This window comes from Microbulbifer aggregans, from assembly GCF_001750105.1.
Classification (GTDB): Bacteria; Pseudomonadota; Gammaproteobacteria; order Pseudomonadales; family Cellvibrionaceae; genus Microbulbifer; species Microbulbifer aggregans.
Map to the genome: position 1 here is coordinate 346,900 of NZ_CP014143.1, position 15,077 is coordinate 361,976.

Here is a 15,077-nt window from a genome sequence, read left to right on the forward strand (position 1 = left end):
AGCGGGGAACCCGGCGAAGGAAACACACAATCATCGAACGTCCTCCGCTGGTAAAAATTGAGAGGGAGAATGTAGCACCACCTGCGACGGCGGACAATTCCCCCCCCCAAAAAGCGAAAAGCCGGCTATTGCCGGCTTTCGTACCAAATTCTCGCAGGTGCATCACCTTTCTCGACCCACGAAAATCTGATGGGTTTGAGTGTAGACGCTGGGAGAAGTTCCGCACGCGTTTTACTCGAGAGTAAGGATCACTCAGGCAGATTGCGGTGCCGTGACGTTTTTATAAAAAATTTGTGACACCCCTCAAACCTTTCTCTAGACCCCAGTCAACTTCCTTCCTCCCTCCCCCGGGGGTGGGAGGCCCCGTATTTCCAGCCGGGTTTCAATGACCCGATGGGGAGAAGTATGTGGTACCCCGAATACCCGAACCGAAGATAACAATAACCCCGGAACCATTATGCGACTGATGAAGAACACTCCCGCAGGCAGCCGCCTCCCCTTTGCGCTGGGCGCACTGATCCTCGCTTTCCAGCAGACCGGACATACCGCCGACACTCCGGACCCGACCGCGGTCAACATTCCTGGCACCATCCAGAGCCAGCTGGGCTGCCCCGGTGACTGGCAACCGGAGTGCGCCGCCAGCATGCTCGGCTACGACAGCAGCGACGACAAGTGGCAGGGGAGCTTTTTCATTCCCGCCGGTTACTGGGAGTACAAGGCCGCGTTGAATGGCAGCTGGGACGAGAACTACGGCCAGGGTGCCTGGCGCAACGGCGGTAACATTCCACTCAACCTGGACGTAGGCCGTGAAGTAAAATTCATCTACGACCATGAGACCCACTGGATCACGGACAACGTCAACTCCACCATCGCCACGGTAGCCGGGAATTTTCAGTACCAGCTGGGCTGCCCCGGAGACTGGCAGCCGGACTGCCTGCAGAGCTGGATGCAGGATGCCGATGGCGACGGTATCTACACCTTCATCACCAATGGTTTGAGAGCCGGTAACTATGAGTTCAAGGTGGCGCTGAACGAAGGTTGGGGTGAAAGCTACGGTAACTATGGCAGCAACGTGTCCTTTACCGTGGCCAGCGACAACGACGAAATCTATTTCGCCTTCGACAGCCAGAGCAAGCAGGTAACCGTCAGCGCCGATGGTATTCCCCGCGGCGACCTGAGCCTCGACAAAGCGCACTGGGTGGACGCCGATTCCTTTGCCTGGAACATCGGCCTGCAAGATGGCGACACCGTCAAACTCCATTACAGTGCCGATGCCGAGCTACAGCTGACTGCCGACGGCGTTGCCAGTGATGGCGCCGTGGTCCTGCAATATCGCGCTGACACCCTGCCAGGCGAGGCCGCACAGAAATTCCCACACCTGTCCGACTTCAACAGCTTTGATCTGCCCGCAGATTCCCCATCAGCAGAAGAGTTGGTGACAAAGCAGCTGGCGCTCGCGGTCTACTCCGCCGACGGCAAGCTGCGCGATGCCACCGGCGTGCAAATGGCCGGTGCACTGGATGACCGCTTTGCCTATGACGGTGAACTGGGCGCGATCGTCGGTGAGGCCAACGTCGGCTTTACACTCTGGGCGCCCACCGCCCGCTCGGTAAAGCTGCATCTGTTCAGTGACGCCGGCCAGGAAAGCGCCGATACCGTCGTCCCGATGACCCGCGACGAAAACACCGGCACCTGGACTGCCAGCGTCGACAAAGGCTGGGACCGCAAGTTCTACCTGTATGAGGTGGAGGTCTACTCCTATTTCAGCCGCCAGATCGAAACCAACCTGGTAACGGACCCCTACTCCCTCAGCCTGTCCATGAACAGCAGCAAGAGCCAGGTGGTAAACCTGGACGACACAGACCTGAAACCGTCCGGCTGGGATCAGGTAAAAAAACCGGCACTGGAGAATGCCGAAGACATCAGCGTTTACGAATTACACGTGCGTGACTTCAGTATCGAGGATGAGACGGTGCCGGCGGCTGCGCGCGGTACCTTTGCCGCTTTCGCTGAGCGCGAGAGCCTCGGCATGGAGCATCTGGGCAGCCTGGCACGCGCCGGCCTCACCCACGTCCACCTGCTGCCGGCATTCGACTTTGCCACTGTGAACGAAAACCGCGAAGCCCAGGCGGAAACGCCGGACCTCTCCGCGTTCGCACCAGACAGCACCGAACAACAGGCGGCGGTCAACGCCATCCGCGATGCCGACGGTTTCAACTGGGGCTACGATCCGCTGCACTTTACTGTGCCGGAGGGCAGCTACAGTACCGATCCCGACGGTGAAGCGCGAATCCGTGAGTTCCGCGAGATGGTGCAATCCCTGAGCCGTTCCGGCCTGCGCGTAGTCATGGACGTGGTCTACAACCACACCAGCTCCTTCGGTCAGTACCAGAACTCGGTGCTCGACAAGATCGTGCCGGGCTATTACCACCGTCGCAATCTGGAAGGCGGCGTGGAGATGAGCAGCTGCTGCGCCAATACCGCCAGTGAGCACACCATGATGGAAAAGCTCATGGTGGACTCCATGATGACCTGGGCCAAGGCCTACAAGGTGGATGGTTTCCGTTTCGACCTGATGGGCCACCACAGCCGCGACAATATCCTCAATACCCGTGCAGCCCTGCAAACGCTGACGCTGGAAGAGGACGGCGTGGACGGTAACAGCCTGTACTTATACGGGGAGGGCTGGAACTTTGGTGAAGTGGCAAACGATGCGCGTTTTGTGCAGGCCCGCCAGTCCAATATGGCCGGCACCGGTGTGGGCACCTTCAACGACCGGCTGCGCGACAGCGTGCGTGGTGGTAACCCCTTCGGCGGCTTTGAGGAACAGGGTTTCGGCACCGGCCTCTTTACCGACTCCAACGGCCTCTTCAATGGAGAGAGCGGTGGCTGGGACGAGCGCGCGACGCTGCTGACCCTGGCGGACAAGGTCCGTGTCTCACTGGCCGGTAACCTGCGCGACTATCCACTGCAGGATTCTTGGGGCAACGTCATCCTCGGTGCTGAGTTGATCTACAACGGCCAGCCCACCGGCTACGTCGATGATCCACAGGAATCCATCAACTACATCGCCGCCCACGACAACGAGACCCTGTTCGATGGCGTGCAGCTGAAGGCCAACGCCACCGCCTCCCTGGAAGAGCGGGTGCGCATGCAGGTATTCAGCAACTCGCTGGTGCTGTTCGCCCAGGGTATTCCGTTCATCCACGCCGGCCAGGAATTCCTGCGCTCCAAATCCATGGACCGGGACAGCTACAACTCGGGCGACTGGTTCAACGCGCTGGATTGGAGCTTTGAGACCGACAACTGGGGCGCGGGCCTGCCGATCGCGGACAAGAACGAGGACAAGTGGCCGTTGATGGCGCCGCTGCTGGCGAACCCGGATATCGCGCCGCAGAAATCCCACCGCCTGTGGACTGCAGCGATGTTCCGCGAGCACCTGGCGATCCGCAACAGCTCACCGCTGTTCCGCCTGCCGACAGGGATTGCCGTGATCGACCACGTGAGCTTCCTGAACACCGGCCCCGAGCAGGTACCGGGCCTGATCGCCATGCAGCTGGATGATGCGGAGGGCACGTACGACGGCAAGAATCGTCGCATCCTGGTGTTGTTCAACGGCGATAACGACACAGTAGCGTTCAGTCACGACGCTGTCACCGGCCTGCCCTACCGCCTGCACCCGCTGCAGCAGGACAGCGCTGATCCACGACTGGGTAATGTGACCTTCGATAGCGAAACCGGCACCTTCAGTCTGCCCGGCCGCACCACCGCAGTGTTTGTCCTGGGACGGAACCAGGGCGTGGAGAAGTTGCTGGCTGAGTAATCACTTTGCCGTAATGGCAAAGTATGAAGGGCGGCCAATTGGCCGCCCTTTCTGTTTTGATGACTCCCGCCCCCAATTGAGTGACGTGGCGGCAAAGCACCGGGACGCGTATTTTGAATACGCTGTGAATACATCCTTGTACGCTCCGTCGGCGACGTCCCTGTCGCCGACGGTTCAAAACACCCGTCCCGGCACTTCACCTTCACTTTTTGCTGCAGGGCTCTGTCCTGAGCTTTGAAGGGGTTCGGTACTAAACCAAAAAGGACGGCCACTGCCGTCCTTTTTATATCGAAGCAATAAACCCCGGGCCCTATTCTTGCGGACCAGTCTCGTCCTCATCCTCGAACAGATGCCCCAGCTTGCCCTTCTTGGTTGAAAGGTATTTCACATTGTGGGGGTTGCGGCCGGTCTGATGCGGCAGGCGTTCGGTCACTTTGATGCCCAGTTGCTCCAGCGCTTGCACCTTGCGCGGGTTGTTGGTCATTAGACGGATGGATTTCGCCCCGAGGTGCTTGAGCATTTCCTTCAGGATCGAGTAATCCCGCATATCGGCACCGAAGCCCAGCTGCTCGTTGGCCTCTACCGTATCGGCACCACAGTCCTGCAAGTGGTAGGCGCGGATCTTGTTGAGCAGGCCAATGCCGCGACCTTCCTGACGCAGGTAGAAGATCGCCCCGCGCCCTTCCATGGCAATGCGATGCATGGCGTGCTGCAGCTGCGCGCCACAGTCACAGCGCAGGGAAAACAGCGCATCCCCGGTCAGGCACTCGGAGTGGATACGGGCCAGCAGCGGCTCGTCGGTATCCGTATCACCCATGGTGAGGACGACGTGTTCCTTGCCGGATTCCGTATCCTCGAAACCGTGCATTTCGAACATGCCCCAGGGGGTGGGCAATTTCGAAGACTCCACGAAACGAATGGTCAAACTCTTACCTCATTCAGTCACTGACGGCGATCACAGTGCACCGTCAAACAAGTCAGTTGCGGGCGCGCAGAATCAGCACACCGCGTTGCTGCTGCATATCCACTCGGCTGAGAAAACTGTTACCCAGCAGGGTAATCTCGGGGAAATCTCCCCCGTGTACCGTTGCATCCACGTTGTGCAACTTGATGCCACCGATAGTCACGCTATCCAGGGTCAGCCGATATGCCTTGGCGATACCACTGGCGGTGGACACCCTGATCGGTCTCGCCCGCTCCAGATTCAAACCGAGGCGACGGGCCATGGGATAGTTGAACGCAATACTGGTGGCACCGGTATCCACCATCATTTGAACCCGGCGTCCGTTGACCCAGGCACTGGTACTGTAGTGCCCGCGGCTATCCGGCATCAGGCGTACTTCGGCGCGGGATGCCTCCGCGTAGCGGGCTGCCACCGGTGCGTCCAGCGTCAGCTTCTGCTGCCGGCCCTGAAGCCTGATCACCGCATAACCGGAGCTGGCCTCGACCAGTTTGACACCCTCGGGCGAGGTCTGGCCGGCTTTCAACAGCCGTTGCTGACCATCCACTTCCAGCATGGCACTGGTGCCAAAAAGGGCCTTCAGCTGTACTTCCTGGGCCAGGGCAGCCGGGACGACCAGCATGAACAGCAAGAGAGAGGCAATTTTTCCCATCGGTCTTTCCTAACCAATGATCACAGCGGTCAACTGCAGGATCAGCGCCGCATAAACGGCCGCCAGTATATCGTCCAGCATGATACCCACACCACCGTGCACGCGCCGGTCCACCCAGCCGATGGGCTGAGGTTTGGCGATATCAAAAATCCGGAACAGCACGAAACCGTAAAGGGCCCATCCCCACCCGGCTGGCGCCATAAACATGGTCAGCCAGTAACCGACCATCTCGTCCCAGACGATACCACCGTGGTCGTGCACACCCATCTGCCGCGACGCTGCGCCACACAGGTAGCAGCCCAAAAGACCCGTGACGATCACCACGCCCAGGTACAGGGCCGGCGACAAGTGCTGCAGCGGCCACCAGAGTGGAATTGCGGCCAGGGTGCCAAAGGTCCCGGGGGCTTTCGGGGCGAGGCCGGAGCCAAAGCCGAAGGCCAGTAGCATGGTCGGGCTGCGCAACAGCTGGGAAAAGGTTGGCTGGTTCATCGAGTTCTGCTGTTCCGTTTGCCCTGTGCGCCACCGGCGCAGTTACTGTTCGTCAAAAGTGCTGGTAGCCCGGGTGTTTCGGTGTCCAACTCTGGCCGTGACGGCGCGCCAGTACCTGCGGTTCCCCGGATGCCGGTATCAGGGTGCCGATGCGCACCGCACCGGTATTCATCCTCTCCAGCTCGGGCACGTCACCTTTAGGGACGGTGAAACAGAGCTGATAATCATCGCCTCCGGTCGCAGCCAATTCACGGGCTTGTTCGGGGGTCAGTTCCCGGGCCAGTGCCGCCACCGGCAGCGCCTCGATATCCAGCTCGGCGGACACGCCACTGGCGCGGCAGATATGCCCCAGGTCGGCGAGCAGGCCATCGGAAATATCGATCGCGGCAGTGGCCAGCGGGACGATGGACTGCGCCAGCTGTAGTTGCGGCTCCGGCCAGTAAAAAGCCGCCTCGGCCGCCTGGCGCAATTCGCTATCGACCTTTCTCTCGCCGAGCACCACCGGCAGCGCCGCGGCCGCAGCCCCCAGGGGGCCGGAGACGTAAACCCCATCACCGGCACCGGCGCCATCGCGCCGCAGGGGCTTCTGCGCGTGTCCCGTCACTTGCACCGTGATCGAAAGGGGGCCGGCAGTGGTGTCTCCACCCACCAGCGAGATTCCGTATTCCCGCGCGGTTTCCAGGAGACCGCGGGAGAACCGCTCCAGCCACTTCCGATCTGCCGCGGGCAACGTCAGCGCCAGCGTAAACCACAGGGGTTTCGCGCCCATCGCCGCCAGATCGCTCAGGTTAACCCGCAGCGCGCGGCTGGCGACCTTGGCTGCATCGGCACCCTCGGGAAAGTGGCGCCCCGCCACCAGGGTATCAACACTGGTGGCCAGTATTGAGCCCGGTGGTGGCTGCAACAGGGCACAATCGTCGCCAATACCGAGCACCACGCTCTGGCTGGTGGGCGCGCCGGCGAAGTAATCGCGGATGATGTCGAACTCACCGACGCGGCTCATCGCGGTTTACTGCTTGTCCGCTTTCACTTCCGCCGGACGAAGGTCGGCGGCGGTCTTGTCGAGAATACCGTTGATGTACTTGAAAGCGTCGGTGGGGCCGAATTTCTTCGCCAGTGCCACCGCCTCGTTGATCACGACTTTGTAGGGCACGTCGATACGGTTTTTCAGCTCGTAGGTGGACATGCGCAGCAGGGCCCGGGAAACCGGGTCCAGATCGTCGACTTTACGGTCCAGGTGCGGCACGAAGGCCCCTTCGACTTCATCGAGGTTCTTTGCCACGCCATGGAACAGGTCGTGGAAGTAATCCACGTCCGTCTTGCTCATGTCATTGTCAGTGCGAAACTCGGCCTCAATGGCATTGAGACTGGCGCCAGCCATTTGCCACTGGTAAAGGGCCTGCATGGCGTAGTGGCGCGCCTTGCGGCGCGCAGATGCGGTAACGGTCATTGTCAATTCCGATAATTACCTAGTTCGAGCGGCCATGCCGTTCTCTAAATTGAAAAGTCACGAGAGGGGACTCTGTAAAGCGTAGCGAGCGCGTGCCTGGTGGTGACCGCCGGAGCGGAGGAAGCGGAGTGTACAGCTAGTACATGTTGCATTCCGGCCGGGCTGGCGCACCAGCACCGCCGGCCGCCGCCAGGCACACGCGCAGTAGCTTTCAGAGTTCCCTAGATTTTGCCCAGCAGGGACACCATCTCCAGCGCAGTCTCGGCGGCCTCGCAGCCCTTGTTGCCGGCTTTGGTACCGGAGCGCTCGATGGCCTGCTCGATGGAATCCACTGTCAGTACGCCGAAGGTCACCGGTACGCCCGCGTCGAGGGAGACCTGGGCCAGACCTTTGGTGCACTCGCCGGCGACGTATTCGAAGTGCGGGGTACCGCCGCGGATCACAGCGCCGAGGGCGATGATCGCATCGAACTTGCCAGTGGCCGCCAGCTTCTTGGCCGCCAGGGGAAACTCAAAGGCGCCCGGTGCATAGTAGATGGTGATGTCCTCATCCTTGATACCCTTGCGGCGCAGGGTGTCCAGGGCGCCGTCTTTCAGGCTCTCCACCACAAAGCTGTTCCAGCGGCTTACCAGCAGTGCGTACTTACCGCCGCAGTTCACGAAATCGCCTTCGATGGTTTGGATGTTGCTCATGGTCTGTTTTCCATTTCTCAGCGGGCGGGCCGGTTTTAATTCAGCCCGGTATGGGTCCTGCGCGGGGCTCAGGCGTCCCCGGCGTTAATGATTTCTTCCACTTCCAGGTCGAAACCGGAAATGGCGTTGAACTTGAACGGTGCGCTCATCAGGCGCATCTTGCGCACCTTGAGGTCCCTTAGGATCTGCGAACCGGTGCCCACCTGCTTGTAGACCAGATCGGAACTTGGACGCTGCTGCTTACCGCTGATCAGCCAGTCGATACTCTCTTCGATCTCCTCGGTGGTCTCGTTGTGGCAGATCACCACCACCACACCCTTGCCTTCTTTGGCGACGCGCTCCATGGCACGGCGGAAGGTCCACGGCTCGAACTTCTCGTCGCCACGGCGGATGGTCAGTACATCACGCAGGGTGTTGGCCACATGTACCCGCACCAGGGTCGGCTGCTCCGGCGTGGGCTCACCGAGAATGAACGCGAAATGGCGTTCACGGCGGGCCTTGTCCAGGTAAGTACGCAGTTTGAATTCACCAAACTCGGTGTGCACCTGGCGCTCATTGGTGCACTCGACGGTCTTTTCGTTCAGGGCGCGGTAGTTGATCAGGTCGGCGATGGTTCCGATCTTCAGGTTGTGCTTCTTGGCGAAGGTCTCGAGATCCGGGCGGCGCGCCATGGTGCCGTCCTCGTTCATGATCTCCACGATCACCGCCGAGGGGTCGAACCCTGCCAGGCGCGAGAGATCACAGCCCGCCTCGGTATGACCGGCGCGACTCAGCACACCGCCGGGCTGCGCCATGATCGGGAAGATATGGCCCGGCTGTACGATATCGCTGGGTTTGGCATTGCGCGCTACCGCGGCGCGCACTGTGCGGGCGCGATCGGCGGCGGAAATACCGGTGGTCACCCCTTCTGCCGCCTCGATGGAAACGGTGAAATTGGTGCTGAACTGTGCGCCGTTGTCCCGGGACATCAGCGGCAGATCCAACTGCTCGCAGCGCTCGCGGGTCATGGGCATGCAGATCAGGCCGCGGGCGTGGGTGGCCATGAAGTTGATGTCTTCGGCGCGCACCTGCTCCGCCGCCATCACTAGGTCACCCTCGTTTTCGCGGTCTTCGTCATCCATCAGGATCACCATCTTGCCCTGGCGGATGTCGTCGATCAGTTCTTCAACCGTATTCAGTTCCATAAAACTCTCAATCTTTGATGTGAAGGCCCTGTTACCGGGCAGTCCCTTGCGGGACTGTCGGCGAGAAGGATCTCGCCGACAAGCCTACAGGGATGTATTCACCGCGTGTCTCGCAAGGGACTGCCCGGTAGCTGGGCTGCCCCTCAACGAGTCACGGTTTGTAAAACCCGTGTTGTGCCAGGAATTCCACCGTCAGCCCCTCGCTCTGTGGCTCGGCGGCCTTGTCTCCGAGCAGCAACCGCTCCAGGTAACGGGCGATCAGATCCACTTCCAGGTTGACCCGGGAGCCTGCCTGATAGCCACCCATAATGGTTTCCTGCAGCGTGTGCGGCACGATGGTGAGCTCGAACTCGGCACCTTCCACCGCATTCACCGTCAGGCTGGTACCGTCGACAGTGATGGAGCCCTTGTGGGCAATATATTTTGCCAGCTCAGCCGGCGCTCGCAGGCGGAACCGCTCTGCACGCGCCTCGCGCTTGCGCCACACGACCTCACCGATGCCATCCACGTGGCCACTGACGATATGCCCACCCAGGCGGGTCTGGGGCGTCAGCGCCTTTTCCAGGTTGACCCGGTCACCCATTTTCCAGTTGCCGACGGTCGTCACTGCCAGCGTTTCGGCGGAAACATCCGCCCAATAACCATCACCGGGCAGTTCCACTACCGTCAGGCAGACACCGTTGGTGGCGATGCTGTCGCCGAGCTGCACGTCGGTCAGATCCAACTTGCCGCTCTCTACCCGAACACGCAGGTCTCCCCCCTGGGGCTTGAGTTCGGTAATCCGGCCGACGGCCTCAATAATGCCGGTAAACATCGCTGGCACCTCTGGGTGTTGTTCGATTGCGGCGTCGCTAGCGCTCGATATCCGTGGTGGCGGTAATACGCCAGTCGTGCCCCACAGCACGCATCTCTGTAATGGTAATCGGCAACACCGAGCCCATGCGTTCAATCGGTAGTTCGAACAGGGGCCGAGCGGTGCTGCCCAGCAGTTTGGGCGCCACGTAGACGATCAATTCATCCACATGGCCGCGGTACAGAAATTCTCCCGACAGGGTGGCGCCACTCTCAACCAAAACCTCGTTGCACTGGCGACGGGCCAGCTCCTGCAACAGGGACAGCAGGTCCACACGGCCAGCGCTGTCTGCCGGCAGCTCGATCACTTCGGCACCGGCCTTTTCCAGGCGCTGGCGCCGCTCGGGATCCGCACCCGGCGTTGTGACCACCAATGTGGGGGCGTCACCTTGCAATATAAAGGCCCGGGCCGGGGTGCGCAGTCGACTGTCAACGATGACGCGCAGTGGCTGCACTTCGGCCGCGGATTCTGCCGCGAGCAGCTCGAGAGCCATCTCATCGGCGCGCACATTGAGGTTCGGATTGTCGAAGCGCACCGTCTCCACCCCGGTGACGATGGCACAGCTGCGCGCCCGCAGCCGCTGGACGTCGGCGCGCGCCGCCGGGCCGGTCACCCATTTGGACTCACCGCTGGCCATGGCCGTGCGACCGTCCAGGCTCATGGCAGATTTGCTGCGCACCAGGGGCAGTCCGAGGTTCATGCGCTTGATAAAACCGGGATTCAGGGCCCGACACTGCTCCTCCAGCAGCGGCCCCTCGACCTCGATGCCAGCGTCTTTCAGTTTCTGCAGTCCGCTGCCGGCCACGGCCGGATTGGGATCTTCCATACCGAAGACCACTTTGGCCACACCGGCTTCAATCAGCGCATCGGCACAGGGGCCGGTCTTGCCGGTATGACTGCAGGGTTCCAGGGTGACGTACACGGTGGCACCCCGCGCCCGATCACCGGCATCAGCCAGCGCTTCGATCTCTGCATGGGGTAGCCCGGCGCGGCGATGCCAGCCCTCACCGAGGATATTGCCCTCGGCATCGGCGACGACACTGCCGACTCGGGGGTTAGGCATAGTGGTGTAGAGGCCGCGCTCCGCCAGTTGAATTGCCCGGGCCATCAGTTCCTGAGGAGAAAAACTCATGGGGTCTCCGCGCGCTTCTTGGTGGTAAGGCGGTCGATCTCTTCGGCGAATTCGCTCACGTCCTCAAAGCGCCGGTACACCGACGCGAAGCGGACATAGGCCACCTGGTCCAGCTCACGCAACTGCTCCATGACCAGCTCACCGACGGTGCGCGCCGGCAACTCGCGCTCACCGGTGGCCTGCAGGGCGTGCTTGATCTGGGCGACTGCGGATTCCACCCGCTCGGTGCTGACCGGACGCTTCTCCACTGCCCGCTGGATGCCCGCACGGAGCTTGTCCTCATTGAAGGGCTCACGCTGGCCGTTTTCCTTGATCACGCGAGGCAGCAGCAGCTCGGCGGTCTCAAAGGTGGTAAACCGCTCGTGGCACTCGAGGCACTCGCGGCGGCGGCGAACCTGGTCACCCTCGGCCACGAGCCTTGAATCCACGACCTTGGTTTCTTCTGCGCTGCAGAAAGGACAGTGCATGGGAGTATGGCCCTATCAGAAAATGGGCCGCAGTTTACCATAGCCGGCGCCCGACAGGGCGCCAGCGCGGTAGAGAGGGGAAGGGAGTTAAAGCTTCTCGCGCTCGATGATGCGCTGCCAGAGACGCTGGCGCAGGGCGACGACTTCACCATCAGTTGGCGCTGCCAGCCAGGCATTGCCCAGATTTTCGGTATCGGGGTAAATAATCGGGTTCGCCAGCAGAGCGTCTTCCACCAGAGCCCGAGCCTCCAGGTTGGCGTTGGCGTACTGCAATTCGTTGCTGACCTCGGCGATCACCTCCGGGCGCATCAGGTAATTCATAAAGGCATAGGCCTCATCGGAATTGGGGGCGGCGGCTGTCAGCGCTACCACATCGATCCAGATGGGAAAGCCCTCTCGGGGAGTGATATAGCGGATCTCGGAGTCATTGCCCATCTCCCGGGCTTCCGCCTGGGCCTGCAGGATGTCACCGCTCCAGCCATGCACGAGGCAGTGCTTGCCGCTGGCCAGGTTCTCCACATAATCACCGGAATCGAAGTCGGTCACATGGAGCCGCACTTTTGCCAGCAGGTTGGCCACCATCAACTGGTGTGCCCGGCTCATGCTGTTGGGATCTTTACCGATGTACTTGAGACCCACATCGAAGATCTCCTCCGGCGAACGCAGCAAGGTCACTCCACAGTGATCGAGCTTGGCCAGGCGCTCCGGATCAAAAAGCAGGTCCCAGCTGTCATCCGGCAGCCGGCCACCAAAGGCCTCACGCACGGCGGCCACGTTGTAGCCGATCCCGACGGTGCCCCAGAGAAACGGAAAAGCGTAGCGATTTTCGGGGTCGGAGACCTGCAGGCGCTCCAGGAAGCGGGGATCATTGGCGGACCAGCGGGGAAGCCGATTGCGGTCCAGAGGGGCGAGCAGGCCGGCCTTGATATAGCCGGCAAGGCTCTCGGAACCGGGAATGATGATATCGAACTGACGCCCTTCGCTGATCCACACCTGCTCGAGCTCTTCGATATCATCGAACTCGTAATAATGGACCCGGATACCCGTTTCCTGTTCGAACCGGGCAAGGGTATTTTCGCCGATGTAATCAGACCAGTTGGCGACGTGAAGTTCCCGGGCCTCGACCAGCCCGGCCAGTGCCGACACCAGCGACAGTGCGCACAACAGCAAATTCCTTGCTTTCACTTTCACCTCCAGTTGGCCCCCTGCCCCCGCAGAAAACCACTGTTACTGTTACGAATGGTTCACTCAAGTTGAAGAAGTCGCTGCGCGGTTCGACAACTCCATTGAAGCAACCAAGGCCCGGATCATTCGCAATGGAACCAACCGGGCCGCACCACCACTGAAAGACAACTCTAACTCAGTGGAAGTTGAGTGGCACTCCCCCGAGTACCGTATTGAGACGGACTCGAGGGAATCGGGCTCAGCCCTGATGGATTTCCTGGGCCGCACGCTCACCGGTGCTGATGGCACCATCGATGTAGCCAAACATTTCCAGGGCGGTGTGCTCGCCGCAGAAGTGGATGTTGCCTTCCTTCAGGCCAGCGGCACCCCACCACTCGGTGTAATCACCGAAGGTCTGGGTAGAGTAGGAGCCCTTGGACCAGGGGTTGGCCGCCCACTTGGACAGCATCGCCTTGCCGGTAAACGCGTCACTGGTACCGGGGAATACCTTATCCACGATACCGAAGAAGTGGTTTAGATCTTTGTTGCTCGGCGCGGCAAACGGAGTATCACTACCGATCTCCTTGCCGTAATCACCGCCGAAGAAGTTCACCAGAATGCCATCAGTGGATCCGGTAACGGAGGTGGAATCCCAGGTGTCGAACAGTTCCGGGCGACCGACATAAGTCACGCCGTTCGGAGTGAACTGCTGACCGTTGATCACAGTGGGCTGGGTCCAGGGACGGGTTGCGCCGTGCACAGCCAGCTTGCCGTTGGAACCAAATGCCATGCGCTCGATGGCCATGCGCTTCTGCGGACGGAAGCCGCCGTAGATGCGCGCATCGATATCCACATCTTTCAGCATGGAGAACGGCATCGCCAGCACCAGGCGATCACAGTTGTACTCGTATCCGTCTTCAAAGGTCAGCTGATACGGGCCATTCAGGTCACCCTTGATGGCCACCAGCTTGCGGCCTGTTTCAACAGTGCCCTCAGGGAGCTCCTCCACCATGCGCGTTACCAGCTGATCGTTACCGCCAGCGATGCGGAAACGCTCATCGGTACCGGCCAGCGGCAGGGCAGTATTGACCGGGTTCCATGCCAGCAGGTAAATCAGGTTCAGAGCGGTAGTGGCCTCCGGCTGGATGCCATATTCGGCAACGATGTCCGCCTGGAATACCTGCCCCATATTGGAGTTGGCCCCAATGCCGACATGGTCCAGCCAGCTGTTCACATCGATGTAGTCCAGCTCGCGATGGAATTCGTTGTTCCACTCGTAGGTGGGCACCCAGGGGGCATCATGCTGGGCGCGCTTGAAGATCTTGTAGACCTCGCGCCACTCTTCGTTCAGCTGGTGCTCGGTATAGTGCTGGCCGTTGACGTAATACAGTTCATTACCGCCGGGTACCGCGTTGCCGTTTACGTCCTCGACGTCCAGGCCCAGCTGGCTGGCCAGGTTACGGGCATAGGTGTGCTCGGTAGAAATCAGTTCACCACCGCGCTCCACCGGGCGACCAAAGATGCTGCGGTTGGTATTTACACGGCCGCCGAGACGGGTATTGCCCTCAAACACCTTTGAGGTGGCGCCGTTGTACTGATACAGGCGGTGGGCGCAGCGGATACCGGCGATGCCGCCACCAATAATGGCCACCCGACCCGGATCGGTAGCTCCGCCGGCGATTGCCTGCGCAGGACGGGAAACGGTACTGGCAGCACCGGCGGTGCCCAGTACGGCGGCGCCCAGGCCCAGCTGCTTGAGGAACTGGCGGCGACCTTCCTCGGAGGCATTCTTGCCCGCGAGCTTGGCGCCCTGATTGATGATATCCAGACTCTCGTCAGCAGAAATGCCGGTCTTGTCGGAGAGTTCCTCGGCAGCGCGCAGACGGCGCAGGAGACCTGCGATGGGGGAAAGGGACTTTCGGCTCTTCATTTTCTTCTTCCTAAAGCCAGTAAGTTTCCGGCCCTCGAACCTCAGGGCCGCTGGTGAATCCGATCCTTAGCGCAGCGTGCAACCGGGCTGGAAAGCAGCGGAATAGCTTCCCAAAACCCTTACAGCTCTAGCGATAGCAGGCTGCTTTTTTATTCAGATTAGAAATATGTTTCGCGTTATTCTACATAGCTGCCCGAAAAAATCGAACAATGATTCGAAAAAGTTCACAAAAGCGGGAAAAAATACTGCAATTTGAGAAATTGCCGATTGAGGGCGGACG

13 protein-coding genes are annotated in these 15,077 nt (G+C 60.6%); 1 reads left to right on the top strand and 12 read right to left on the bottom strand.

Annotated features, from left to right (window positions below; translation table 11 throughout):
• Positions 1–457: 457 nt before the first annotated feature.
• On the top strand, positions 458–3,823 hold the full coding sequence (pulA, locus tag AUP74_RS01515) for a pullulanase-type alpha-1,6-glucosidase (protein WP_069946003.1): 3,366 nt from the start codon (positions 458–460) through the stop codon (positions 3,821–3,823).
• A gap of 310 nt (positions 3,824–4,133) precedes the next feature.
• Here the strand turns inward: pulA and ribA are convergent, their stop codons facing one another.
• The 12 genes from ribA to AUP74_RS01575 all read right to left on the bottom strand — a co-directional run bounded on the left by ribA (position 4,134) and on the right by AUP74_RS01575 (position 14,797).
• A complete protein-coding gene (gene ribA, locus AUP74_RS01520; protein ID WP_083260754.1) occupies positions 4,134–4,748 on the bottom strand; it encodes a GTP cyclohydrolase II in 615 nt (204 codons plus the stop codon).
• Between the two features lie 52 nt (positions 4,749–4,800).
• On the bottom strand, positions 4,801–5,436 hold the full coding sequence (locus AUP74_RS01525; protein WP_069946005.1) for a retropepsin-like aspartic protease family protein: 636 nt from the start codon (positions 5,434–5,436) through the stop codon (positions 4,801–4,803).
• 9 nt (positions 5,437–5,445) lie between these two features.
• On the bottom strand, positions 5,446–5,925 hold the full coding sequence (locus AUP74_RS01530) for a phosphatidylglycerophosphatase A family protein (RefSeq protein WP_069946006.1): 480 nt from the start codon (positions 5,923–5,925) through the stop codon (positions 5,446–5,448).
• Positions 5,926–5,977: 52 nt separating this feature from the next.
• Entirely contained in the window at positions 5,978–6,928 is a 951-nt protein-coding gene (gene thiL / locus AUP74_RS01535; RefSeq protein WP_069946007.1) for a thiamine-phosphate kinase, read from the bottom strand.
• A 6-nt stretch (positions 6,929–6,934) separates the two neighbouring features.
• Positions 6,935–7,375 carry a transcription antitermination factor NusB gene (gene nusB, locus AUP74_RS01540; protein ID WP_069946008.1) on the bottom strand — a complete coding sequence of 147 codons (441 nt, stop codon included), beginning with the start codon at positions 7,373–7,375 and terminating at the stop codon, positions 6,935–6,937.
• 221 nt (positions 7,376–7,596) lie between these two features.
• Positions 7,597–8,067, bottom strand: coding sequence for a 6,7-dimethyl-8-ribityllumazine synthase (ribH, locus tag AUP74_RS01545; RefSeq protein ID WP_069946009.1), 471 nt, complete (start codon positions 8,065–8,067; stop codon positions 7,597–7,599).
• Positions 8,068–8,135: 68 nt separating this feature from the next.
• Entirely contained in the window at positions 8,136–9,251 is a 1,116-nt protein-coding gene (gene ribBA / locus AUP74_RS01550) for a bifunctional 3,4-dihydroxy-2-butanone-4-phosphate synthase/GTP cyclohydrolase II (RefSeq protein ID WP_069946010.1), read from the bottom strand.
• A 151-nt stretch (positions 9,252–9,402) separates the two neighbouring features.
• Positions 9,403–10,065, bottom strand: a complete 663-nt coding sequence (locus AUP74_RS01555; protein ID WP_069946011.1) for a riboflavin synthase — start codon at positions 10,063–10,065, stop codon at positions 9,403–9,405.
• 37 nt (positions 10,066–10,102) lie between these two features.
• Complete coding sequence (gene ribD, locus AUP74_RS01560) at positions 10,103–11,236, bottom strand: bifunctional diaminohydroxyphosphoribosylaminopyrimidine deaminase/5-amino-6-(5-phosphoribosylamino)uracil reductase RibD (RefSeq protein ID WP_069946012.1); 1,134 nt, start codon at positions 11,234–11,236, stop codon at positions 10,103–10,105.
• On the bottom strand, positions 11,233–11,703 hold the full coding sequence (nrdR, locus tag AUP74_RS01565; protein ID WP_069946013.1) for a transcriptional regulator NrdR: 471 nt from the start codon (positions 11,701–11,703) through the stop codon (positions 11,233–11,235). Before nrdR ends, ribD begins: the two co-directional genes overlap by 4 nt.
• Before the next feature lie 87 nt (positions 11,704–11,790).
• The gene (locus AUP74_RS01570; protein ID WP_069948637.1) at positions 11,791–12,888 is read right to left on the bottom strand and encodes an extracellular solute-binding protein; all 1,098 of its coding nucleotides are present in this window, start codon (positions 12,886–12,888) and stop codon (positions 11,791–11,793) included.
• Positions 12,889–13,126: 238 nt separating this feature from the next.
• Positions 13,127–14,797, bottom strand: coding sequence for a flavin monoamine oxidase family protein (locus AUP74_RS01575; RefSeq protein ID WP_069946014.1), 1,671 nt, complete (start codon positions 14,795–14,797; stop codon positions 13,127–13,129).
• Positions 14,798–15,077 lie beyond the last annotated feature (280 nt).

Coding starts and splice junctions, on each gene's coding strand:
- pulA (WP_069946003.1), top strand. CDS start 458: ATGCGACTGATGAAGAACACTCCCGCAGGCAGCCGCCTCCCCTTTGCG.
- AUP74_RS01525 (WP_069946005.1), bottom strand. CDS start 5,436: ATGGGAAAAATTGCCTCTCTCTTGCTGTTCATGCTGGTCGTCCCGGCT.
- AUP74_RS01530 (WP_069946006.1), bottom strand. CDS start 5,925: ATGAACCAGCCAACCTTTTCCCAGCTGTTGCGCAGCCCGACCATGCTA.
- thiL (WP_069946007.1), bottom strand. CDS start 6,928: ATGAGCCGCGTCGGTGAGTTCGACATCATCCGCGATTACTTCGCCGGC.
- nusB (WP_069946008.1), bottom strand. CDS start 7,375: ATGACCGTTACCGCATCTGCGCGCCGCAAGGCGCGCCACTACGCCATG.
- ribH (WP_069946009.1), bottom strand. CDS start 8,067: ATGAGCAACATCCAAACCATCGAAGGCGATTTCGTGAACTGCGGCGGT.
- ribBA (WP_069946010.1), bottom strand. CDS start 9,251: ATGGAACTGAATACGGTTGAAGAACTGATCGACGACATCCGCCAGGGC.
- AUP74_RS01555 (WP_069946011.1), bottom strand. CDS start 10,065: ATGTTTACCGGCATTATTGAGGCCGTCGGCCGGATTACCGAACTCAAG.
- ribD (WP_069946012.1), bottom strand. CDS start 11,236: ATGAGTTTTTCTCCTCAGGAACTGATGGCCCGGGCAATTCAACTGGCG.
- nrdR (WP_069946013.1), bottom strand. CDS start 11,703: ATGCACTGTCCTTTCTGCAGCGCAGAAGAAACCAAGGTCGTGGATTCA.
- AUP74_RS01575 (WP_069946014.1), bottom strand. CDS start 14,797: ATGAAGAGCCGAAAGTCCCTTTCCCCCATCGCAGGTCTCCTGCGCCGT.